Source organism: Pseudomonas cistanchae (assembly GCF_054483635.1).
On sequence record NZ_JBTLWN010000001.1, the window covers coordinates 625,894 to 644,755 of the forward strand.

16 protein-coding genes and 1 pseudogene are annotated in these 18,862 nt (G+C 62.1%); 7 read left to right on the plus strand and 10 right to left on the minus strand.

From position 1 onward, the window contains the following. Window positions 1-143 precede the first annotated feature (143 nt). The 3 genes and pseudogenes from ACX0MV_RS02935 to ACX0MV_RS02945 all read left to right on the plus strand — a co-directional run bounded on the left by ACX0MV_RS02935 (window position 144) and on the right by ACX0MV_RS02945 (window position 1,842). On the plus strand, window positions 144-422 hold the full coding sequence (locus tag ACX0MV_RS02935) for a polyhydroxyalkanoic acid system family protein (protein ID WP_458980999.1): 279 nt from the start codon (window positions 144-146) through the stop codon (window positions 420-422). 142 nt (window positions 423-564) lie between these two features. Continuing rightward, window positions 565-1,005, plus strand: a complete 441-nt coding sequence (locus tag ACX0MV_RS02940; RefSeq protein ID WP_458981000.1) for a phasin family protein — start codon at window positions 565-567, stop codon at window positions 1,003-1,005. Between the two features lie 10 nt (window positions 1,006-1,015). Continuing rightward, window positions 1,016-1,842 (plus strand): annotated as a pseudogene (locus ACX0MV_RS02945) (phasin family protein). 6 nt (window positions 1,843-1,848) lie between these two features. Here ACX0MV_RS02945 and ACX0MV_RS02950 read toward each other — a convergent pair. The 10 genes from ACX0MV_RS02950 to ACX0MV_RS02995 form a co-directional block, all read right to left on the minus strand. Then, window positions 1,849-2,463 carry a TetR/AcrR family transcriptional regulator gene (locus ACX0MV_RS02950; RefSeq protein ID WP_458981001.1) on the minus strand — a complete coding sequence of 205 codons (615 nt, stop codon included), beginning with the start codon at window positions 2,461-2,463 and terminating at the stop codon, window positions 1,849-1,851. A gap of 71 nt (window positions 2,464-2,534) precedes the next feature. Then, window positions 2,535-4,217, minus strand: a complete 1,683-nt coding sequence (phaC, locus tag ACX0MV_RS02955) for a class II poly(R)-hydroxyalkanoic acid synthase (RefSeq protein ID WP_458981002.1) — start codon at window positions 4,215-4,217, stop codon at window positions 2,535-2,537. 185 nt (window positions 4,218-4,402) lie between these two features. Continuing rightward, on the minus strand, window positions 4,403-5,260 hold the full coding sequence (gene phaZ / locus ACX0MV_RS02960; protein ID WP_458981003.1) for a poly(3-hydroxyalkanoate) depolymerase: 858 nt from the start codon (window positions 5,258-5,260) through the stop codon (window positions 4,403-4,405). 153 nt (window positions 5,261-5,413) lie between these two features. Beyond that, window positions 5,414-7,093, minus strand: a complete 1,680-nt coding sequence (phaC, locus tag ACX0MV_RS02965; RefSeq protein WP_458981004.1) for a class II poly(R)-hydroxyalkanoic acid synthase — start codon at window positions 7,091-7,093, stop codon at window positions 5,414-5,416. A gap of 331 nt (window positions 7,094-7,424) precedes the next feature. Further along, complete coding sequence (locus ACX0MV_RS02970) at window positions 7,425-7,799, minus strand: gamma-butyrobetaine hydroxylase family protein (RefSeq protein ID WP_458981005.1); 375 nt, start codon at window positions 7,797-7,799, stop codon at window positions 7,425-7,427. Between the two features lie 71 nt (window positions 7,800-7,870). Further along, window positions 7,871-9,211, minus strand: a complete 1,341-nt coding sequence (gene hslU, locus ACX0MV_RS02975) for an ATP-dependent protease ATPase subunit HslU (RefSeq protein WP_458981006.1) — start codon at window positions 9,209-9,211, stop codon at window positions 7,871-7,873. Window positions 9,212-9,365: 154 nt separating this feature from the next. Next, entirely contained in the window at window positions 9,366-9,905 is a 540-nt protein-coding gene (gene hslV, locus ACX0MV_RS02980) for an ATP-dependent protease subunit HslV (RefSeq protein ID WP_458981007.1), read from the minus strand. A 139-nt stretch (window positions 9,906-10,044) separates the two neighbouring features. Then, window positions 10,045-10,719 (minus strand): SPOR domain-containing protein, encoded by a 675-nt coding sequence (locus ACX0MV_RS02985; protein ID WP_458981008.1) that lies wholly within the window; start codon window positions 10,717-10,719, stop codon window positions 10,045-10,047. Further along, entirely contained in the window at window positions 10,719-12,458 is a 1,740-nt protein-coding gene (gene argS / locus ACX0MV_RS02990) for an arginine--tRNA ligase (RefSeq protein ID WP_458981009.1), read from the minus strand. Before argS ends, ACX0MV_RS02985 begins: the two co-directional genes overlap by 1 nt. Before the next feature lie 148 nt (window positions 12,459-12,606). Then, on the minus strand, window positions 12,607-14,826 hold the full coding sequence (locus tag ACX0MV_RS02995; protein ID WP_458981010.1) for a primosomal protein N': 2,220 nt from the start codon (window positions 14,824-14,826) through the stop codon (window positions 12,607-12,609). 177 nt (window positions 14,827-15,003) lie between these two features. Between ACX0MV_RS02995 and rpmE the strand changes: the two genes are divergently transcribed. The 4 genes from rpmE (at window position 15,004) to ACX0MV_RS03015 (ending at window position 18,851) form a co-directional block, all read left to right on the plus strand. Continuing rightward, window positions 15,004-15,219 carry a 50S ribosomal protein L31 gene (gene rpmE / locus ACX0MV_RS03000; RefSeq protein WP_458981011.1) on the plus strand — a complete coding sequence of 72 codons (216 nt, stop codon included), beginning with the start codon at window positions 15,004-15,006 and terminating at the stop codon, window positions 15,217-15,219. A gap of 26 nt (window positions 15,220-15,245) precedes the next feature. Further along, the gene (locus tag ACX0MV_RS03005; protein ID WP_458981744.1) at window positions 15,246-16,046 is read left to right on the plus strand and encodes a thermonuclease family protein; all 801 of its coding nucleotides are present in this window, start codon (window positions 15,246-15,248) and stop codon (window positions 16,044-16,046) included. Further along, entirely contained in the window at window positions 16,043-17,482 is a 1,440-nt protein-coding gene (locus tag ACX0MV_RS03010; RefSeq protein WP_458981012.1) for a M48 family metalloprotease, read from the plus strand. The genes ACX0MV_RS03005 and ACX0MV_RS03010 overlap by 4 nt, the downstream gene beginning before the upstream one ends. Window positions 17,483-17,582: 100 nt before the next feature. Further along, window positions 17,583-18,851 carry a malic enzyme-like NAD(P)-binding protein gene (locus ACX0MV_RS03015; protein ID WP_458981013.1) on the plus strand — a complete coding sequence of 423 codons (1,269 nt, stop codon included), beginning with the start codon at window positions 17,583-17,585 and terminating at the stop codon, window positions 18,849-18,851. Window positions 18,852-18,862 lie beyond the last annotated feature (11 nt).

The window sequence follows — 18,862 nt, forward strand, 5'->3', positions numbered from 1 at the left end:
AAATGCCCGCTGCGACCGCAAGTACGCTGTCGCAGCTGCGACCATCGGCATCGCCGCGGCCTCAATGCAGTGGCGACGCGTGAGTCCGCTGCTAGTTGCTATAGTCGCAACGACTTGAATCCATCATTACGAGGAGACGCGCCATGGCGAAAATAACAGTCGAACGTTCCCACTCCCTTGGCCGTGAGGCTGCCCGCGAAAAGGCCGAGCAACTGGCCGAACGCTTGGCGCGCGAGTACAGCGTGCGCTACCAGTGGAACGGCGACACGCTCGAGTTCAAACGCAGTGGCGCGGATGGCCAGATCGAGGTGGGTGAGGATCATGTGCGCGTGCAGCTGAGCTTGGGGCTGTTGCTGTCGGCAATGAGCGGCAGCATTAAACGTGAAATCGAAGACGTGCTGGACAAGAGCCTGACGGCCTGAGTTCGAGCGGGCGAATGGTTGGCACAAATTTTCGGACTTGGAATTTTTGGACTTAGTATGCGGTTTCTAATTTTCATCGATACCTTGCACCTAAGCCTACGTCCCGTGGGCGTTTCCTCGAAACATTAGAGTGAGGTGCACCATGTCGAAAGTTGCCGTTAAGAAGAAAGTACAAGTCGAAGCGAAAGCCACCGTGCTGGCCGACGTAAAAGTCTACGCCCGTAAAATCTGGCTGGCTGGCCTGGGTGCCTACGTCAAGGCTGGTCAGGAAGGCGCCGATTATTTCAAAGAGCTGGTCAAGAACGGCGAAGGCGTCGAGCAGCAAGGCAAAAAACTGGTTATCGAACAAGTCGAAGCGGCGAATAGTCAGATCGACAGTGTCAAAAACAACGTCACCCACAACGTGACCAGCGTCAAAGGCAAAGTCGAGCTGCAACTCGATAAGATCGAGAAGGCATTCGACACCCGCGTTGCCGGCGCGCTCAACCGTATCGGCATTCCGTCGAAGCAGGACGTTGAAGTTCTGTCTGCTAAGCTGGATGAGCTGAGCGCGTTGCTCGAGCACGTCGCGCGTACCAAATAAGGAGAGCAGGATGGCTGTCAAAAAGAAAACCGAAAAGCAGGCTTCTTCCTGGATCGGCGAAGTTGAAAAATACTCCCGTCAGATCTGGTTGGCAGGCCTGGGCGCTTACTCCAAGGTCAGCAAGGACGGCACCAAGCTGTTCGACACGCTGGTCAAGGACGGCGAGAAAGCCGAGAAAGTTGCCAAGACCGAAGTCGACAAGCAAGTTGGCGCCGTGAAGACCAATGTCAACTCCAAGGTCGACACCGCCAAGTCCCGCGTCGACGACGTTCGGGATCGTGCTATCGGCAAATGGGGCGAGCTGGAAGAAGCCTTCGACAAACGCTTGAACAATGCCATTTCGCGCCTCGGTGTACCGAGCCGCAACGAAGTGAAAGCGCTCAATGCCAAAGTTGAAAGCCTGACCAAGCAGATCGAAAAACTGACCGGCGTATCGGTCAAGTCGGTCAAGCCCGCTGCTAAGCCTGCCGTCAAGGCAGCCGCCAAACCGGCAGTTAAAGCAGCCGTAAAGCCTGCCGCCAAACCAGCCGCGAAGGCCACCGCCAAACCGGCAGCCAAGCCAACCGCCAAGCCAGCAGCTAAGCCCGCCGCCAAGGCCCCGGCCAAACCTGCTGCGAAAGCAGCCGCCAAGCCTGCAGCCAAACCGGCCACCAAGCCCGCAGCTAAGGCAGCGGCTAAACCTGCTGCCAAGCCTGCAGTCAAGGCTGCTGCGCCGGCCGCCACTGCACCTGCGGCCGCTCCGGCAGCTGCAACAGCACCTGCGGCACCTGCCAGCCAGTCGTAAGGCCAGCAGCGCTACCCGTCAACGCCCGGCCCAGTGCCGGGCGTTTTCGTTAGTGGTTGTCAGCTTTCCAGATAGCGCCGCGCCAGGTGTTCGGCGGCGAAGCGCGACTCTTCGTTCAGGTGAGGCGCAACCAGCATCATCACCTGATAGACCACCAGCCGGCTTTCGCCCTCATTGCCGAGGATGCGCTGATAGTCGAGGGAGAACAGCAGGGTCAAGGTGATGTGTTCGACCAGTTGGCCGAGGGACTGGGTGTCACTGACCAGATGGTCGTCCGCCTTGAGACGCGCGAGCAGCGATGCCAGGGTGCGTTTCAGTGCGTTCAGCCAGGTGCGAATGCCGCGCGCCAGCTTCGGCAGGCGGCCCGCCAGGTTGGAAAGGTCCTGGAACAGAAAGCGATAGTGCGCCAGGCGCTCGACGATCAGGTGAAGAAACAGCCAGTAATCCTCGACGTCCAGACTGACGTTGTCCGGCGGGTCCAGTAGCGGCGCCAGCTCGGCTTGGAAGCGCTCGAATAGGCCGAGAATCAGTGGCTCCTTGCCGTGGTAGTGGTAGTACAGGTTGCCCGGGCTGATGCCGAGTTCGTTGGCGATGTCCAAGGTTGAAACGTTGGTTTCGCCCTGCTGATTGAACAGCACTCTGGCGCATTCGAGGATACGCTCGCTGGTTTTCATTCGATTGTTCTTATTCTGCGGCGGGAGTGGAACGATAACCGGCCACATACGCGGCCGGCCAGTTTTACCGGTTAGCGCATGTGAACGTAGGTGCCGGGCGCGTCGCCCATGACGGGAAACTCCGCACTACCCAGGGTGGGCAGCGTCTCGCGCTGCTCGCCGGAGCGTTGCCCGATCCATTCCAGCCACTGCGGCCACCAGCTGCCCTCGGTTTTCTGCGCATCGTATAGCCAGGCGCGCGGGTCGCTGCTGAGATTTTCACCCTCGAAGTAGGTTGCCTTGGGGTTGCCGGGCGGGTTGAGAATGCTCTGGATATGCCCGCTGTTGGACAGGATGAAGCGCTTCTTGCCGCCGATCAGCAGTGCCGAGCGATACACCGCATCCCAGGGCGTGATGTGGTCGTTGACCCCGGCGACGCTGAAGCTGTCGACCGTGACTTTGCGCAAATCGATCGGTGTGCCGCACACCTCCAGGCCACCCGGGCGGGTCAGCGGGTTGTGCTTGAAGAAGTCGATCAGATCGCCGTGAAATGCTGCTGGCAGGCGAGTGTTGTCGTTGTTCCAGTAGAGGATGTCGAACGCCGGTGGCTGTTTGCCGAGCAGGTAGTTGTTGACCCAGTAACTCCAGATCAGATCGTTGGGGCGCATCCAGGCGAACACCTTGGCCATGTCGCGGCCGTCGAGCACGCCTTGCTGATACGAGCGGCGCTTGGCCATTTCCAGGGTCTGCTCATCGGCGAACAGCATCGCCGGGCTGTCGATCTGGCTGTCGAGCAGGCTGACCATGTAGGTGGCGCTGGAAACCTTACGCAGCTGGCGCTTGGCTTGCAAATGCCCCTGCAGCGCAGCGATGGTCAGCCCGCCGGCGCAGGCGCCAAGCAGATTGACCTCTTTGCTGCCGGTGATGGCGCGGCACGCATCCACCGCGTCTTCCACCGCCTGGACATAACTCGACAGACCCCATTCGCGGTGCTGCGCATTAGGGTTGCGCCAGCTGATGACGAAGGTTTGCAAGCCATTCTTCAGCGCGTACTGGACGAAGCTCTTGTTGCTGGAAAGGTCGAAGATATAGAACTTGTTGATTTGCGGCGGCACGATCAGCAGCGGCCGCAGAAACTGCTTCTCGCTCATCGGCTTGTATTGGATGAGCTCCAGCAGTTCGTTGCGAAACACTACGGCCCCTGGGGTAGCCGCGAGGTTGTGGCCGACTTCGAATGCCTGCTTGTCGACCTGACGAGGCATGCCGTCGTTATGCAGCACATCGTCAAGCAGGTGGTTGAGGCCTTTGAATACGCTGGCGCCGCCGGTGTTGAACAGCTCCTTGATGGCCAGCGGATTGAGCAGGGTATTGGACGGCGCCAGTGCATCGCCAAGGAGCGTGGCCACGAAGTGCGCGCGGGCGCGATCGTCGGGCTCCAGGTTGCTCTCGTCAATCCAGCAGCCGAGCTGCTTTTGCCAGGCCAGATAACCCTGCAGGGTGCGCCGGTAGAGCGGGTTGAGGCGCCAGGTCGGGTCGGCGAAGCGCGGATCGTGTGGATTGACCTGGTAAGGCGTATCGCCGAGCAGGACGCGGCTGAGTTTGCCGCCGAGGGCCAGCGCGTGGCGCGCGCTGTGCAGCGGATGCTTGAGGCCGTGCAGGGCCATGCTGCGGACCGTGGATAGCAAGTCGCGACCGCGTAAACCGACCACCGCATTTTGCGCAGTCATGTACCGTACCGAGGTCGATGCCGAGTCGTCGCGTGACTTGTCTCGCATAGGGCAACACTCCGTCGTCAAACCGTTGAGAGTTCAAGGTTTACTACTTAGCAGCAAAGCTTATACCAAGGGACGCGGGCGCATGCTTGAGCTGTGCGGGTGTCCTTTCGGACAGGTTGCGGCCTTGGATTGGCGCCAGTATGGGCGTCGTGCACTACATTTGTGCGAACGCCACCCGGGGCTCGTCAGTGGCCGCGGGCGACCGTTGGCTGGGGATGCATTACTGCGCGCTGCCGCTCTTCCGCCAGGAAATTCATGATGATCGGTGCCACTGCTTCGGCACGGGTGACCAGGAAAAGATGGCCGTCATCGATCACGTGCAGCTCCGAGTTCGGTATGCGCCAGGCCAGCAGACGCATGTTCACCAGGGGAATCAGCGGGTCATCGTCGCCGGCCAGCACTAACGTCGGCTGGCGAATCTTGTGCAGCCAATGGATGCTGGTCCAGCCCAGCCCTGCGAACAGCTGCCAGTAATAGCCCATCTTGCCGCCCGAACGCACTTTGCTGGCATGCGCCATGGCAAGGCTGGGGTCACGCCTGAAAGCACCGCCATAAATATCCGGCGCGATCTGTACGCCATAGGAAGGCTGCACGTAACGCCGCGGGCTGGCCATGCGCCAGAGCACCTTGGGCCTGCCCGGTACCATCACTGCCCCCGCCGATGTAGCCGCAAGCACCAGTTTCTTGCAGCGCTCCGGGTAGTCGTGAGCGAACTGTTGCGCCAAGGCACCACCCCAGGACACGCCGATCACGTTGACCTGTCCATAGTCGAGGTAATCGAGCATGCGCGCCGCCAGCTTGGCCAGGCCGGGAAAGCGAAAGGGGGTGGCTGGCGTCGACGAGCCGCCAACGCCAGGTACGTCGAAGGCGATCACTTCGAGATCTGGATCGAGCGCCTTGACGAACGGCATGACCAACTCGAGGTTGGCACCGATGCCATTGAAAATCAGCAACGGCGCCATCTGCCGTTTGCCCGGGCGAACCGCGGTGCGGAGCGTTTGACCATCGAGTTCGATGGTGCGAAATACAAAAGGTGACGACATGCGCAAAGCCCCAAGAATTAAAACGCTGGGTCAGGCCTTCCCGACCGTTGCCAGAACAACCAGGGCAAACCTGGTTCGCCAGCCCGGCAACATGTGCAGGGCTGGCGAGCGGCACGTCCAGGCGCCGCGGGCGGTGTTGCGCAAGGCGCAGTATTAACGTTCGTGAACGTAGGTTCCCGGTGCCGCTTCGCCGGCTGGGTGGTTTTTGTTGCCCAGGCTGGTCGGCGCCTTCTTGGTTTTTCCAGAGCGTTCGGCCAGCCAGAGTTGCCAGTGCAGCCACCAGGAATCGGCGTGTTTGGTCGCACTTTCCTGCCAGGCCTTCGGGCTGTACGGCATTTGGGTGTTGGTCATGTAACGCGCTTTCGGGTTACCCGGCGGGTTGAGAATGCTCTGGATATGCCCACTGTTGGACAGCACGAACTCGCATTTGCCGCCAAATAAATTTGCCGACTTGTAGCAGGAGTCCCACGGCGTGATGTGGTCGGTGGTGCCGGCAACGCAGTACAGGTCGCAGGTGACCTTTTTCAGGTCTACCGGGGTGCCGCACACTTCCAGCGCGTCGCTGCGGATCAGCGGGTTGGATTTGAACATTTCGATGAACTCGCCATGCAACGCAGCCGGCAGGCGGGTGGTGTCGTTGTTCCAGTGAAGGATGTCGAAAACCGGCGGTTCGTTGCCGAGCAGATAATTGTTGACCCAGTAGTTCCAGATCAGATCGTTCGGCCGCATCCAGGCGAACACCTTGGCCATGTCACGGCCTTCCAGCACGCCGGCCTGGTAGGAGCGGCGCTTGGCGGTCTCCAGGCTCTTCTCGTCGGCGAACAACGCGACATCGGTCTCCAGGCGGTTGTCCAGCACGCTGACCAGCAGCGTCAGCGCATGCACCTTTTGCTCGCCCAGTGCGGCGTAGTGGCCAAGCAACGAGGCGGTGGTCATGCCGCCAGAGCAGGCGCCCAGCATGTTGATGTCTTTGCTGCCGGTAACCGAGCAGACCACATCAATGGCTTCCTTGAGCGCAGCGATGTAGGTCGACAGACCCCACTCGCGCTGGGCCTTGGTCGGGTTGCGCCAGCTGACGACGAAGGTCTGCACGCCGTTGCGCAGAAGGAAACGCGCCACGCTCTTCTCCGGCGACAGATCGAATACATAGAACTTGTTGATCTGCGGCGGCACCACCAGCAAGGGGCGCTCGTGGACCTGCTCGGTGGTGGGGCGGTACTGGATCAGCTCCAGGACCTCGTTACGGAAAATCACCGAGCCTTCGGTCGTGGCCAGGGTCTTGCCGACTTCGAATACCGCCATGTTGACCTGGCTCGGCATGCCCCCGTTGTTGACGATGTCCTTGGCCAGGTGAGAAAGGCCGTCCAGCAGGCTTTTGCCGCCGGTCTCGAAGAAGCGCTTGACCGCCGCGGGGTTGGCCAGCGTGTTGCTCGGCGCCATGGCATCGGTCATCAGGTTGATCACGAAGTGACCGCGGCTGGCGTCCTGCTCGGATAGGTTGCTGTGCTCGACCCAGTCATGCAGCTCCTTGCGCCACGACAGGTAGGTCTGCAGGTAACGCTTGTAGAGCGGGTTCTGGCTCCAGGCTGGATCGGCGAAGCGACGATCGCCCGGCTCCGGCTGCATTTCGGATTGGCCAAGCAGCACGTTTTTCAGTTCGATGCCGAAGTGGGCCGCGTGCTTGGCGCTATGGAGGGGTTGCTTGATCGCCTGGCGAAGCACCATTCGCGCTGCACTCAGGATGTCCTTGCCGCGAATTCCGATGACCGGATTGAGGCCGAGAGTGTTTTCGGAAGCTTGGGACTTCAGATCATCATTATTCTTATCAGTCATCTACAACGCTCCATTGTCCTGAGACGAATACCGGCGTACGGCTGTGCGCGGCGACAAGAGCCAGGGGCCTGGTACTGCTCGGGTTTTTACCGGTGCGGAACAATATCCGCCGCTTTCTGCGCGCCAGGAAAGCCCCGGCGCCGGAATTTTATTTATAGCTCCCTGGTTACCCGAGTTTATTCATTTGTGCAAGCAGGCCATGAGCAGGCCAAAGAGCGGCGAAGTATGCCGATATGGATTAGAAAAAGCGTTCTAACTGCAGCGAAACTGCTCTGGGACGAGCAGCGCGGCGGTGCCGGAGGGCTGGTTGTGCAGGGTGGGTACTGGCGGATCAGAGCATCAGTTTGACGGCGGACTCATCGGGATCACGCGACTTGCCGGCGGCAGCCAGGGTGGCCAGGTAGTCATCCCAGAGCTGTTGCTGATCGCTCGCCAGGCGGTACAGGTAGTCCCAGCTGAACAGGCCGCTGTCGTGGCCATCGTCGAAACACAGCTTTAGCGCGTAATTGCCGGCGGGCTCGATGCGCTGCAGACCGACGTGCAGCTTGCCGCTCTGCAGCACGGGTTTGCCGTGGCCCTGTACCTCGGCGGAGGGCGAGTGCACCCGCAGAAATTCGGCGGACAGGCTGTAACGCTCGCTGGGTCCGTAGTGCAGCTCCAGGGTTTTTGAGGCCTTGTGCAGCTTGATCGAGGTAGGGATGCGCATCGCGGGTGCCCGTTTTTGTTGCAGGAGCCCTGGGGCTCCTGACGCAGTGGCTGTTTAGAGGCAGTGACTGTTTAGAGAATGTAGCGCGACAGATCTTCGTCCTGCGCCAGCTCGCCGAGGTGACTGTTGACGTAGGCAGCATCGATCAAGATGGGCGTGCCGTTCTGCTGGCCTGCCAGATCCCCGGCACTGAACGACACCTCTTCGAGCAGACGTTCGAGCAGGGTGTGCAGGCGGCGCGCACCGATGTTCTCGGTCTTCTCGTTGACCTGATAGGCGATCTCGGCGATGCGCTTGATGCCCTCGGGAACGAACTGGATGCCCAGCCCCTCAGTATTCAGCAAGGCGGTGTACTGCTCGGTCAGCGAGGCATGGGGTTCGCTGAGAATGCGCTCGAAGTCCTGTGGCGACAGCGCCTTGAGCTCGACGCGAATCGGCAGGCGGCCCTGCAGTTCCGGCACCAGATCGCTCGGCTTGCTCAGGTGGAAGGCGCCCGAAGCGATAAACAGGATATGGTCGGTCTTGACCATGCCCAGCTTGGTATTGACCGTGCAGCCCTCGATCAGTGGCAGCAGGTCGCGCTGCACGCCTTCGCGGGACACGTCGGCGCCACCGGTGTTGCCGCGCTTGGCGACCTTGTCGATCTCGTCGATGAAGACGATGCCGTTCTGCTCCACCGCCTCGAGCGCGCGGGCCTTCAGCTCTTCTTCATTGACCAGGCGCGCGGCTTCTTCGTCGCGTACCAGCTTCAGCGCTTCCTTGACCTTGAGCTTGCGGTTCTTCTTTTTACCTTTGCCCATGTTGGAAAACAGACTCTGCAGCTGACTGGTCATTTCCTCCATGCCAGGCGGGGTCATGATTTCGATGCCGGCCGGGCTGTCGGCCACTTCGATGTCGATTTCCTTGTCGTCCAGCTGGCCCTCGCGCAGGCGCTTGCGAAACAGCTGACGGGTGTTGGAATCGCCGCTTTGCGCCGGCTCTTCGTTGAACCCAGTGCGGGCCGGCGGCAGCAACGCATCAAGGATGCGCTCTTCGGCGGCATCTTCGGCGCGGTGGCGGACCTTGATCATCTCCTGTTCGCGCAGCATCTTCACTGCAGCGTCGGCGAGGTCGCGAATGATCGATTCGACATCGCGGCCGACATAGCCGACCTCGGTGAACTTGGTTGCCTCGACCTTGATGAAGGGAGCGCCGGCCAGCTTGGCCAGGCGTCGGGCTATTTCGGTCTTGCCGACCCCGGTCGGGCCGATCATCAGAATGTTCTTCGGCGTGACTTCGGCACGCAGGTCCAGCGGCAGCTGCATGCGCCGCCAGCGGTTGCGCAGTGCGATGGCGACTGCGCGCTTGGCGTCGTCCTGGCCGATTATATGGCGGTTGAGTTCGTGGACGATCTCGCGGGGCGTCATGGACATGCAGATTTACTCCAGAAAAGACCGCTAATCAGGGTGTTTAAAGCGTCGCGAGCGAAGGTCAGGCAAGGCGAAAGTAGGCGAGGAAGCGGAGTTTACGTCTGTAAATGAGCATTCCGAGCCTGCTTTCAACGCAGCATGGCCGAGCGCAGCAGCTTTAAACGGCCGGATCGGCGCAGTCTTCTTCTTCGATAGTTAGATTCTGGTTAGTGAAGACACAGATGGAGCCGGCAATGTTCAACGCCGCTTCAGTGATTTCACGGGCACTCAGGTCGGTCTTCTGCAGCAGCGCCATGGCCGCGGCCTGGGCAAAACCGCCGCCTGAGCCCATGGCGATCAGGCCCTGTTCAGGTTCCACCACATCGCCATTGCCGGTGATGATCAGCGAGGCGTCCTTATTGGCGACCGCGAGCATGGCTTCCAGGCGGCTGAGCGAGCGGTCGGTGCGCCAGTCCTTGGCCAGCTCGACGGCGGCGCGCACCAGATGGCCCTGATGTTTCTCAAGCTGACCTTCGAAGCGCTCGAACAGGGTGAAGGCGTCGGCGGTGGCGCCAGCAAAGCCGGCGAGCACCTGACCGTGATAGAGGCGGCGGACTTTTTTCGCGTTGCCTTTCATCACGGTGTTGCCGAGCGACACCTGGCCGTCGCCGCCCATGACGACTTTGCCATTGCGGCGTACTGAAACGATGGTGGTCAAGGGGAGAGTCTCCACGCAGCGGGGCGAAAGTGCCCAATGCAGACTCAGATGGGGGCTGTTGCGCCGGGCTTCAAGTCTCAAGCCGCGCACAGGCGCGCAATACCTGGGCGGCTTGTAACCAGATGCGAACGCGCCGCCGTCAGCGTCCTTGCCGCTGTTGCAGCAGCAGGTTGCTGAAGCCGTTGCCGGCCAGGGTTTTCTGCGCCTGACCAAGTTGTTCGCGGCTGGCGAACGGACCCACCAGCACGCGGTGCCAGGTTTCTTCACGCACCGTACCGGACTCGACCTGCACGCTCTGGCCGAGCAGGATGATCTGCGCACGCAGCGTATCGGCGTCTTCCCGGCGACGGAACGAGCCCGCCTGCAGGAAGAACTGCGACGTAACCGGGCCTTGGGCGACCACCGGTGGCGGCGGTGGCGTTTCACCATTGAGGGCGGCCTGGGCCCGCGCCGCATCGATCTTCGCGGCTTCTTCCGGGGTCACCGGCTTCTGCTCAGGGACGGCCGCTGGCTGCTCGACGGCTTGCGGCGGCAGTATCACTTCCGACTCGGGCAGCAGGGTGTAGAAGTCGTATTTGGGTTTGTCCGACTCGGCTGCGCTCGGCTTGGGTTTGGCGCGCTCCTGGACGCGGGCCTGCTCGCCCTTGTCGCGTTTGATCTCGTCGCGGCCGGGTTCGAGGCTGAACAGGAACATCATGAAGCCGCCGATCACCAGGCCGCTGGCCAGCCAGATCCAGCCTGGTGCCGATTTCTTGGTTTGTGCCTGGTAGCGGCTGGCGCCACGCTTGGGCGCGGCTTTCTTGCGCGCGGCCATTACATGCGCTCCAGGGTTTCCAGGCCCAGCAGTTCAAGGCCCTGCTTGAGCGTGCGAGCGGTCAGCGCAGCCAGGCGCAGGCGGCTGTTGCGTACCCCTTCGTCTTCGGCGGAGAGGATCGGGCAGTTCTCGTAAAAACTGGAGAACAAACCGGCCAGGTCGTACAGGTAGGCGCAGAGCAGGTGCGGTTCGCCCTTTTCGGCGACGCTGGCGAGTACCTCATTGAATTGTGCGAGCTTGCCGCCCAGTTCGATTTCGTGGGCGGCCTGCAGGTCGAGGGTGCCCTCGATCTGCTCGAAGCCCTTGCCCAGTTTGCGGAATACGCTGGCCACACGGGTGTAGGCATACAGCAGGTAGGGCGCGGTGTTGCCCTCGAAGCTGAGCATCAGTTCGAAGTTGAAGCGATAGTCGCTGGTGCGGTGCTTGGACAGGTCGGCGTATTTCACTGCGCCGATGCCCACGGCGCGGGCGATCTGCCGCAGTTCGGCTTCGTCCAGCTCCGGGTTTTTGCCTTTGACCAGGGCGTAGGCGCGCTCTTCTGCTTCATCGAGCAGGTCGACCAGTTTCACCGTTCCGCCGTCGCGGGTCTTGAACGGACGGCCATCGGCGCCGTTCATGGTGCCGAAGCCCATATGTTCCAGCTGCATGTTGGCAGGGACGAAACCGGCCAGGCGCGCGGCGGTGAAGACCATCTGGAAGTGCAGGGCCTGGCGCTGATCGACGAAGTACAGCGCGCGGTCAGCTTTCAATACATTGGCGCGGTAGCGGGTAGCAGCCAGGTCGGTGGTGGCGTACAGGTAACCGCCACCCGCTTTCTGCACGATCAGCGGCAGCGGGTTGCCTTCGGCGTTCTTGAACTCGTCCATAAACACGCACCGGGCGCCGTCGCTTTCGCTGAGCAGGCCCTTGGCCTTGAGGTCGGCGACCACGTTGGCCAGGTCGTCGTTGTAGGCGCTCTCACCCTTGACGTCGGCCATGCTCAGCTTCACCCCGAGGCGGTCATACAGCGCCTGGCAGTGGCTGAGGGAAATATCATTGAAGCGGTGCCACAGGCGCAGGCATTCGGCATCGCCAGCTTGCAGTTGTACCACCAGCTCGCGGGCACGCTCGGCGAACTCAGGGGATTCGTCGAAGCGCTTCTTCGCGGCGCGGTAGAAACCTTCCAGGTCAGCCAGCTCGCTTTCGGCAGCCACTGGGTTTTCCTGCATATAAGCCAACAGCATGCCGAACTGGGTGCCCCAGTCGCCCACGTGGTTTTGCCGGATCACGTCGTCGCCAAGGAACTCCAGTACCCGCGCCACGCCATCACCGATGATGGTCGAGCGCAGGTGGCCGACATGCATCTCTTTGGCCAGGTTGGGTGCCGACAGGTCGACCACTACGCGCTGCGCCGGACCGGCTTTGCGCACGCCAAGCTTGGCGTCGGCCAGCAGGGCATCCAGGCGCGCGGCCAGGGCCTGGGTGTTCTGGTAGAAATTGAGGAAGCCCGGGCCGGCGATCTCGACCTTGCTGATGGCGGCGTCGACCGGCAGCGCGGCAATCAGCTTCTCGGCCAGGTCGCGCGGCTTCATACCGGCCGGTTTGGCCAGCATCATGGCGATATTGCTGGCGAAGTCGCCGTGGCTCTTGTCCTTGGTGTTCTCCACTTGAATGGCCGGGCTCAGGCCCTCGGGCAGCACGCCTTCGGTGGTGAGGCGGGTCAAGGCTTGCTGGATCAGGTGGCGAATGCTGTCTTTCATGGTCTGCTCGGTCGGCCGTTGTCAGCGGCGGCGCGCAAAGGCGCTGGTTGAAAATTGCGCATTATCGACGTGCTTCGGTCGCAGCTTCAAGCTGCGCGTCGTAAGCCTCGGCTAAAGCGGGTGTTTTTGCGGGCGCTGACGGCGGCGCTCAGAAAAGGTCGATGGGGTCGACATCTAGTGACCAACGCACCGCACGGCCGCTGGGCATCTGTTCGAGCGCCAGGGTCCAACGGTTTAACAGGCGGTGCAGCGGCGCGCGGGCGCTAGCCTGCACCAGCAACTGCGCGCGGTAACGGCCGGCGCGGCGCTCCATCGGCGCAGGCACAGGGCCGAGCAGTTCGATGCCGGCGAGTTCGAGTTCGTTCAGCAGTAGCTCGGCTTCGGCGCAGGCGTGATCGAGAAAACCTTCGGCCTGCCCTGGTTTATGGGCTTCGGCGCGCAGTAGGGCGAGGTGGCAGAACGGCGGAAGGCCGGCGCTGCGACGCTCGCTGAGGGCCTGTTCGGCAAAGGCGAAATAGCCCTGCTCGGTCAGCTGCACCAATAACGGATGGTCGGCCAGGTGGCTCTGGATAATCACTTTGCCCGGTTCCTCGGCACGCCCGGCACGACCAGCGACCTGCACAATCAGCTGAGCCATGCGCTCGCTGGCGCGAAAATCGGCGGAAAATAGCCCGCCATCGGCATCCAGAATCGCCACCAGGGTCACCCGGGGAAAGTGGTGGCCCTTGGCGAGCATCTGGGTGCCGACCAGGATGCACGGCTCGCCGCGTTGCACGGTGTTGAACAGGGTGGTCATGGCCTCCTTGCGCGAGGTGCTGTCGCGGTCGACGCGCAATACCGGCACGTCGGGGAAGAGAATCTCCAGGCGCTCTTCGGCACGCTCGGTGCCGGCGCCGACCGAGCGCAGGTCGACGTTGTTGCATTTTGGGCAGTTGCTCGGCTGGAGCTGGACGTGGCCGCAGTGGTGGCAGCGCAACTCGCGCGAGCGCTGGTGCACGGTCATCCGCGCATCGCAGCGTGGGCATTCCGACAGCCAGCCGCAGTCGTGACACAACAGCGTCGGGGCAAAGCCACGGCGGTTGAGGAACACCAGAACCTGCTGGCCGGCCTGCAGGGTCTGGGCAATGGCCTGCTGCATGGGCCCAGAAATGCCGGAATCCAGCGGTCGGCTTTTTACATCCAGGCGTAGAAAGCGCGGCTGCTTGGCGCCACCGGCACGTTCGCGCAGGTGCAGCAGGGCGTAGCGGCCGTTGTGGGCGTTGTGCAGGCTTTCCAGCGAGGGGGTAGCCGAGCCGAGGACAATCGGAATGTTGTCCTGCCGCGCGCGCACCACGGCCAGATCGCGGGCGTGATAGCGCAGGCCTTCCTGCTGCTTATAGGAGGCATCGTGTTCTTCGTCGATGATGATCAGCCCCGGCCGCTGCATCGGGGTGAACAGCGCCGAGCGGGTGCCGATGATGATGTCGGCCTCGCCATCGCGCGCCGCCAGCCAGGCGTCCAGGCGCTCTCGGTCATTTACTGCGGAGTGGAGCAGGGCGATGCGCGCATTGAAGCGTTGCTCGAAACGCGCCAGGGTCTGCGGGCCGAGGTTGATCTCCGGGATCAGCACCAGCGCCTGCTTGCCGGCCTCCAGGGTTTCGCGGATCAGTTGCAAGTACACCTCGGTCTTGCCGCTGCCGGTGACGCCAGCGAGCAGAAACGCATTGAAGCTGCCGAAGCCGGAGCGAATCGCATCGACGGCGCGGCGCTGCTCTTCATTCAGCGGCAGTTCCGGCTGCGCCAGCCAGTTGGCGTGGCGCTCGCTGGCGGCGTGACGGCGAACTTCGACGGTGAGCAGGCCTTTTTCGCGCAGCAGCTCCAGGCTGTCCTTGCTCAGCAGCAGTTTGCTGAGCAACTGATGAGCGACCCCGCGAGGGTGCTGCGCGATGGTTTTCAGCGCTTCGCGTTGACGCGGTGCGCGGCTTAGCCGTGGATCGTCCAGCTGCGCACCATCGGCCAGGCACCAGAACCTTTCCTGGCGCGCCTCGGCCGGTTCGCCCTGGCGCAGCAGCACCGGCAGCGCCCAGCTCAGGGTGTCGCCGAGGCTGTGCTGGTAATACTGCGCCGTCCACAGGCATAGCTTGAACAGCGCGGGTGGCAGTGACGACTGGGCGTCTAGCAATTGCAGAGCGGGCTTGAGCTTGTTCGCCGGTACGTCGCTATGATCGGTGACCTCGATCAGAATGCCGATCAGCTCGCGTCGACCAAAGGGCACGCGCAACCGTGCGCCGGGCTGCAATGCGCTGCTCGGTACGCCGGGCGGGGCACGGTAGTCAAACAGGCGGCGCAGTGGCGAGGGCAGGGCGAGGCGCAGGATGGCGTCGGACACGCGGGGAGCTCCCAGGCTCTGGTGACGTAAGCGAGGCGCGATCTTAGCACGGGCCCGGACGACCGGCGGTTGTGGCGGCTTGCGCCGTTGCCGGGCTCCGGTATAATCCGCGGCCTAATTGCGTGCGGTACTCGACAATTGTGTTGGGTGGCGGCACGTCAGCCCCGAGGAAACATCATGAAAGCCGATATCCATCCTACCTACGAAGCCATCACCGCTACCTGCAGCTGCGGCAACGTGATCGAAACTCGCTCCACCCTGGGCAAGCCGTTGAGCCTGGACGTTTGCAACGAGTGCCATCCGTTCTACACCGGCAAGCAGAAAATGCTGGATACCGGTGGTCGTGTTGATCGCTTCAAGCAGCGTTTCGGCATGTTCGGCGCCAAGCAGTAAGCTTGCGCGCAGCGACGGGCGGCCTGATGGGTTGCACCGCGCCACAGAAAAAGGCGTCCCTTGTGGGCGCCTTTTTCGTTTCTGTGTTTTATCTCACGTCAGCCCAGGCGTTTTGCCCCGCCCCGGCTGAACTGCCGACCTTCAAGGTGCAGCGCGTGGTTGACGGCGATACGTTGCGCCTGGTCGACGGGCGCAGCGTGCGACTGATCGGCGTGAATGCTCCCGAACTGGGCCGCAAAGGCCGCCCTGCGGAGCCTTATGCCGAAGCCGCGCGCCAGCGGCTGCAGACGCTGGTAGCGGCCAGCGACGGCCACGTCGGTCTGCAGGTCGGCCTTGAGGCAAGGGATCGTTACGGCCGTGTCCTCGCCCATGCCTACGATAGCCAGGGCGGCAATCTCGAGGCGCAGTTGCTGGCCGAGGGTTTGGGCTATCTGGTCGCCGTGGCCCCCAATGTCGCCCTGGTGACTTGTCAGCGCAGCGCCGAACGCAGCGCTCGGCAAACGGGCTCGGGGTTGTGGCGGCAGCCGCCGCTGCGCACGCCGGAGCAACTGAAGTCCGGCGGCTTTGCGCTGATTCGCGCGAAGGTCGAGCGCGTCGACCGCAATCGTGGCGGATTATGGCTGGAGCTTGGCGGTTCGCTGGTAGCGCATGTGGATGCGCAGGCGTTACCCGATTTCGATGTGCGCAAGCTGCAAGGTTTGTCGGGACGAACTGTCGAAGTGAGAGGTTGGGTGGTTGACCGAGCACGGCGCGGCAGCCTACAACCGGGGCGTTCCCGTTGGCTGTTGCCGTTGACCCATAACGCCATGCTGGAGGTGATTCGATGAGCATACGAGTGTTTGCGCTGGCACTGGTGTTGTGGCAACTGGCCGGCTGCGCGGTCAACCCGGCAACCGGCAAGACCAATTTCGTGATGATGAGCGAGCAGCAGGAGCTCGACCTGGGGCGTCGCTACAACCAGGAAATCCTCAAGCAGACGCCGCGTTACGCCGATGAAAAGCTGCAGGCCTACGTGCAGCAGGTTGGCGAGCGAGTGGCCAGGAACAGCCATCGCAACCAGCTCGATTATCAATTCACCGTAGTCGACAGCCCGGATATCAACGCCTTCGCCTTGCCCGGCGGCTACATCTATATCAATCGTGGTTTGCTGGCCTACCTCAATTCCGAGGCGGAGCTGGCCGCCGTGCTGGGGCATGAGGTCGGCCATGTGACCGCTCGCCACAGCGTGCAGCAGCAAAGCCAATCCAGTGCGTGGGGCATTCTGGGCCAGGCGGTGGCGATTGGGACCGGCGTCGGCGCTGCTGCGGACCTGACCAATGTACTGGGCAGTGCGGTGGTGAGTGGCTACGGGCGCGACATGGAGCTCGAGGCCGATGGCCTGGGTGCGCAGTACCTTGCGCGCGCGGGTTACGACCCGCAGGCGATGATCGAAGTGGTCAAGGTGCTGAAGAACCAGGAGGTTTTTGCTCGTGACCAGGCGGCCAAACGCGGCGAGGCGCAACAGGCTGGCAGTTACCATGGCGTTTTCGACACTCACCCTGACAATGACCGTCGCCTGCAGGAAGTGTTGGGTCCGGCCCGTGCGCTGGCTACCGGTCGTCAGGAAGTCAACCGCGAAACCTTCCTCCAGCACCTGCAAGGCCTGCCCTTTGGTGACTCCGCGGAAACGGGCGTGCGTCGCGACCAGCAATTTTTTCATGCCGAGCTGGATTTCACCCTGACTTTTCCCAAGGGCTGGAGCATCGTCAATCGCCCCGATGTGCTGGTAGGACATACGGCCGATCAGCAGGCTTTTATCGCGATGATGCTGGAGGCCAATCCGCAGCATCTGACACCGGCGCAGCTGTTGCGCCAGCGCGTGGGCGGGCAGCGGCTGGTTGCCGAGAGCGAACTGCGGCAGGCGGGTCTGACCGGCTACAGTGCCGTCATCCCGGGCAATGCGGCCAAGCGTGTGGCGGTGTTGCAGCATGGCGCCCGTGCTTATCTGTTTGTCGGCGCGGTGCGCGGCCGGGCGTCGCTGGAAAGTCAGGATGAGCACTTCCTCAGTGTGATAAGGAGCTTCCGCCCACTCACCACGGCTGACCGAAAGCTGGCCGAACCCTTGCGTATCTATCGCGTGCAGGCCAAATCGGGGCAAACCATGGCGGCGTTGGCCAAGCAAAGCAAATTGCCCGGTGATGCCTTGGGCACGCTGCGCCTGCTCAATAACCTTTATCCGGCAGGTGAGCCGCAAGCGGGTGAATGGCTCAAAGTCGTGCGATAGCACTGTGCCTTTTCGGTGACTGAACAGTCTTGTGCAGCCGCGTACAACTTGCGTATCCTCGGCCGCCTGCTAGTTCAACAGCCCAAAGCGGAACGCCATAATGTCAGATCTGAAAACTGCCGCTCTCGAATATCACGCCAATCCCCGTCCAGGAAAGCTGAGCGTCGAGCTAACCAAACCCACCGCGACCGCCCGCGACCTGTCGCTGGCCTATAGCCCGGGTGTTGCCGAACCAGTCCGTGAAATCGCGCGCGATCCTGAACTGGCGTATCGCTACACCGGCAAGGGCAATCTGGTTGCGGTCATTTCCGACGGTACAGCGATTCTCGGGCTGGGCAACCTGGGCCCCCTGGCGTCCAAGCCGGTCATGGAAGGCAAGGGCGTGCTGTTCAAGCGTTTCGCCGGCATCGACGTATTCGACATCGAAGTCGATTCGGAAAGCCCTCAGGCCTTTATCGATACGGTCAAGCGCATCTCCATCACGTTCGGCGGCATCAACCTCGAAGACATCAAGGCACCGGAATGTTTCGAGATCGAGCGCGCATTGATCGAGCAATGCGACATCCCGGTTTTTCACGATGACCAGCACGGCACCGCCATCGTCACCGCCGCCGGCATGCTCAATGCTCTGGAAATCGCCGGCAAAACACTTCCAGAAGCCAAGATCGTTTGCCTGGGCGCCGGTGCTGCCGCCGTGTCCTGCATGAAGCTGCTGATCAGCATGGGTGCCAAGGTCGAAAATATCTTCATGATCGACCGCAAGGGCGTGATTCATTCAGGCCGCGATGATCTGAACCAGTATAAAGCCGTATTCGCTCATGAAACCGCCAAGCGCACGCTGTCCGATGCCCTGGACGGCGCTGACGTGTTCGTCGGCCTGTCGGGCGCCGATCTGCTCAGCCAGGACGACCTGATGCGCATGGCGCCAAACCCGATCGTATTCGCCTGCTCCAACCCCGATCCGGAAATCAAGCCAGAACTGGCCCATGCCGTGCGCAGCGACGTGATCATGGCCACCGGTCGCTCGGATTATCCGAATCAGGTCAACAACGTGCTGGGCTTCCCGTTCATTTTCCGTGGCGCTCTCGATGTGCGGGCAACCCGCATCAATGAAGAAATGAAGATTGCTGCTGCGCTGGCATTGCGTGATCTGGCCAAGCTGCCGGTGTCCCAGGAAGTGTGCGATGCCTACGGTGGCATCTCCCTGTCGTTCGGTCGTGAATACATCATCCCCAAGCCGATGGACCCGCGCCTGATCACCGTGGTGTGCGACGCGGTCGCCAAGGCGGCGATCGAAAGCGGTGTTGCCACACTGCCCTACCCGAAAAACTACCCGTTGCAGTCCGTGAACGACGTGTTCAACGGTTAATCGGTAGCCAA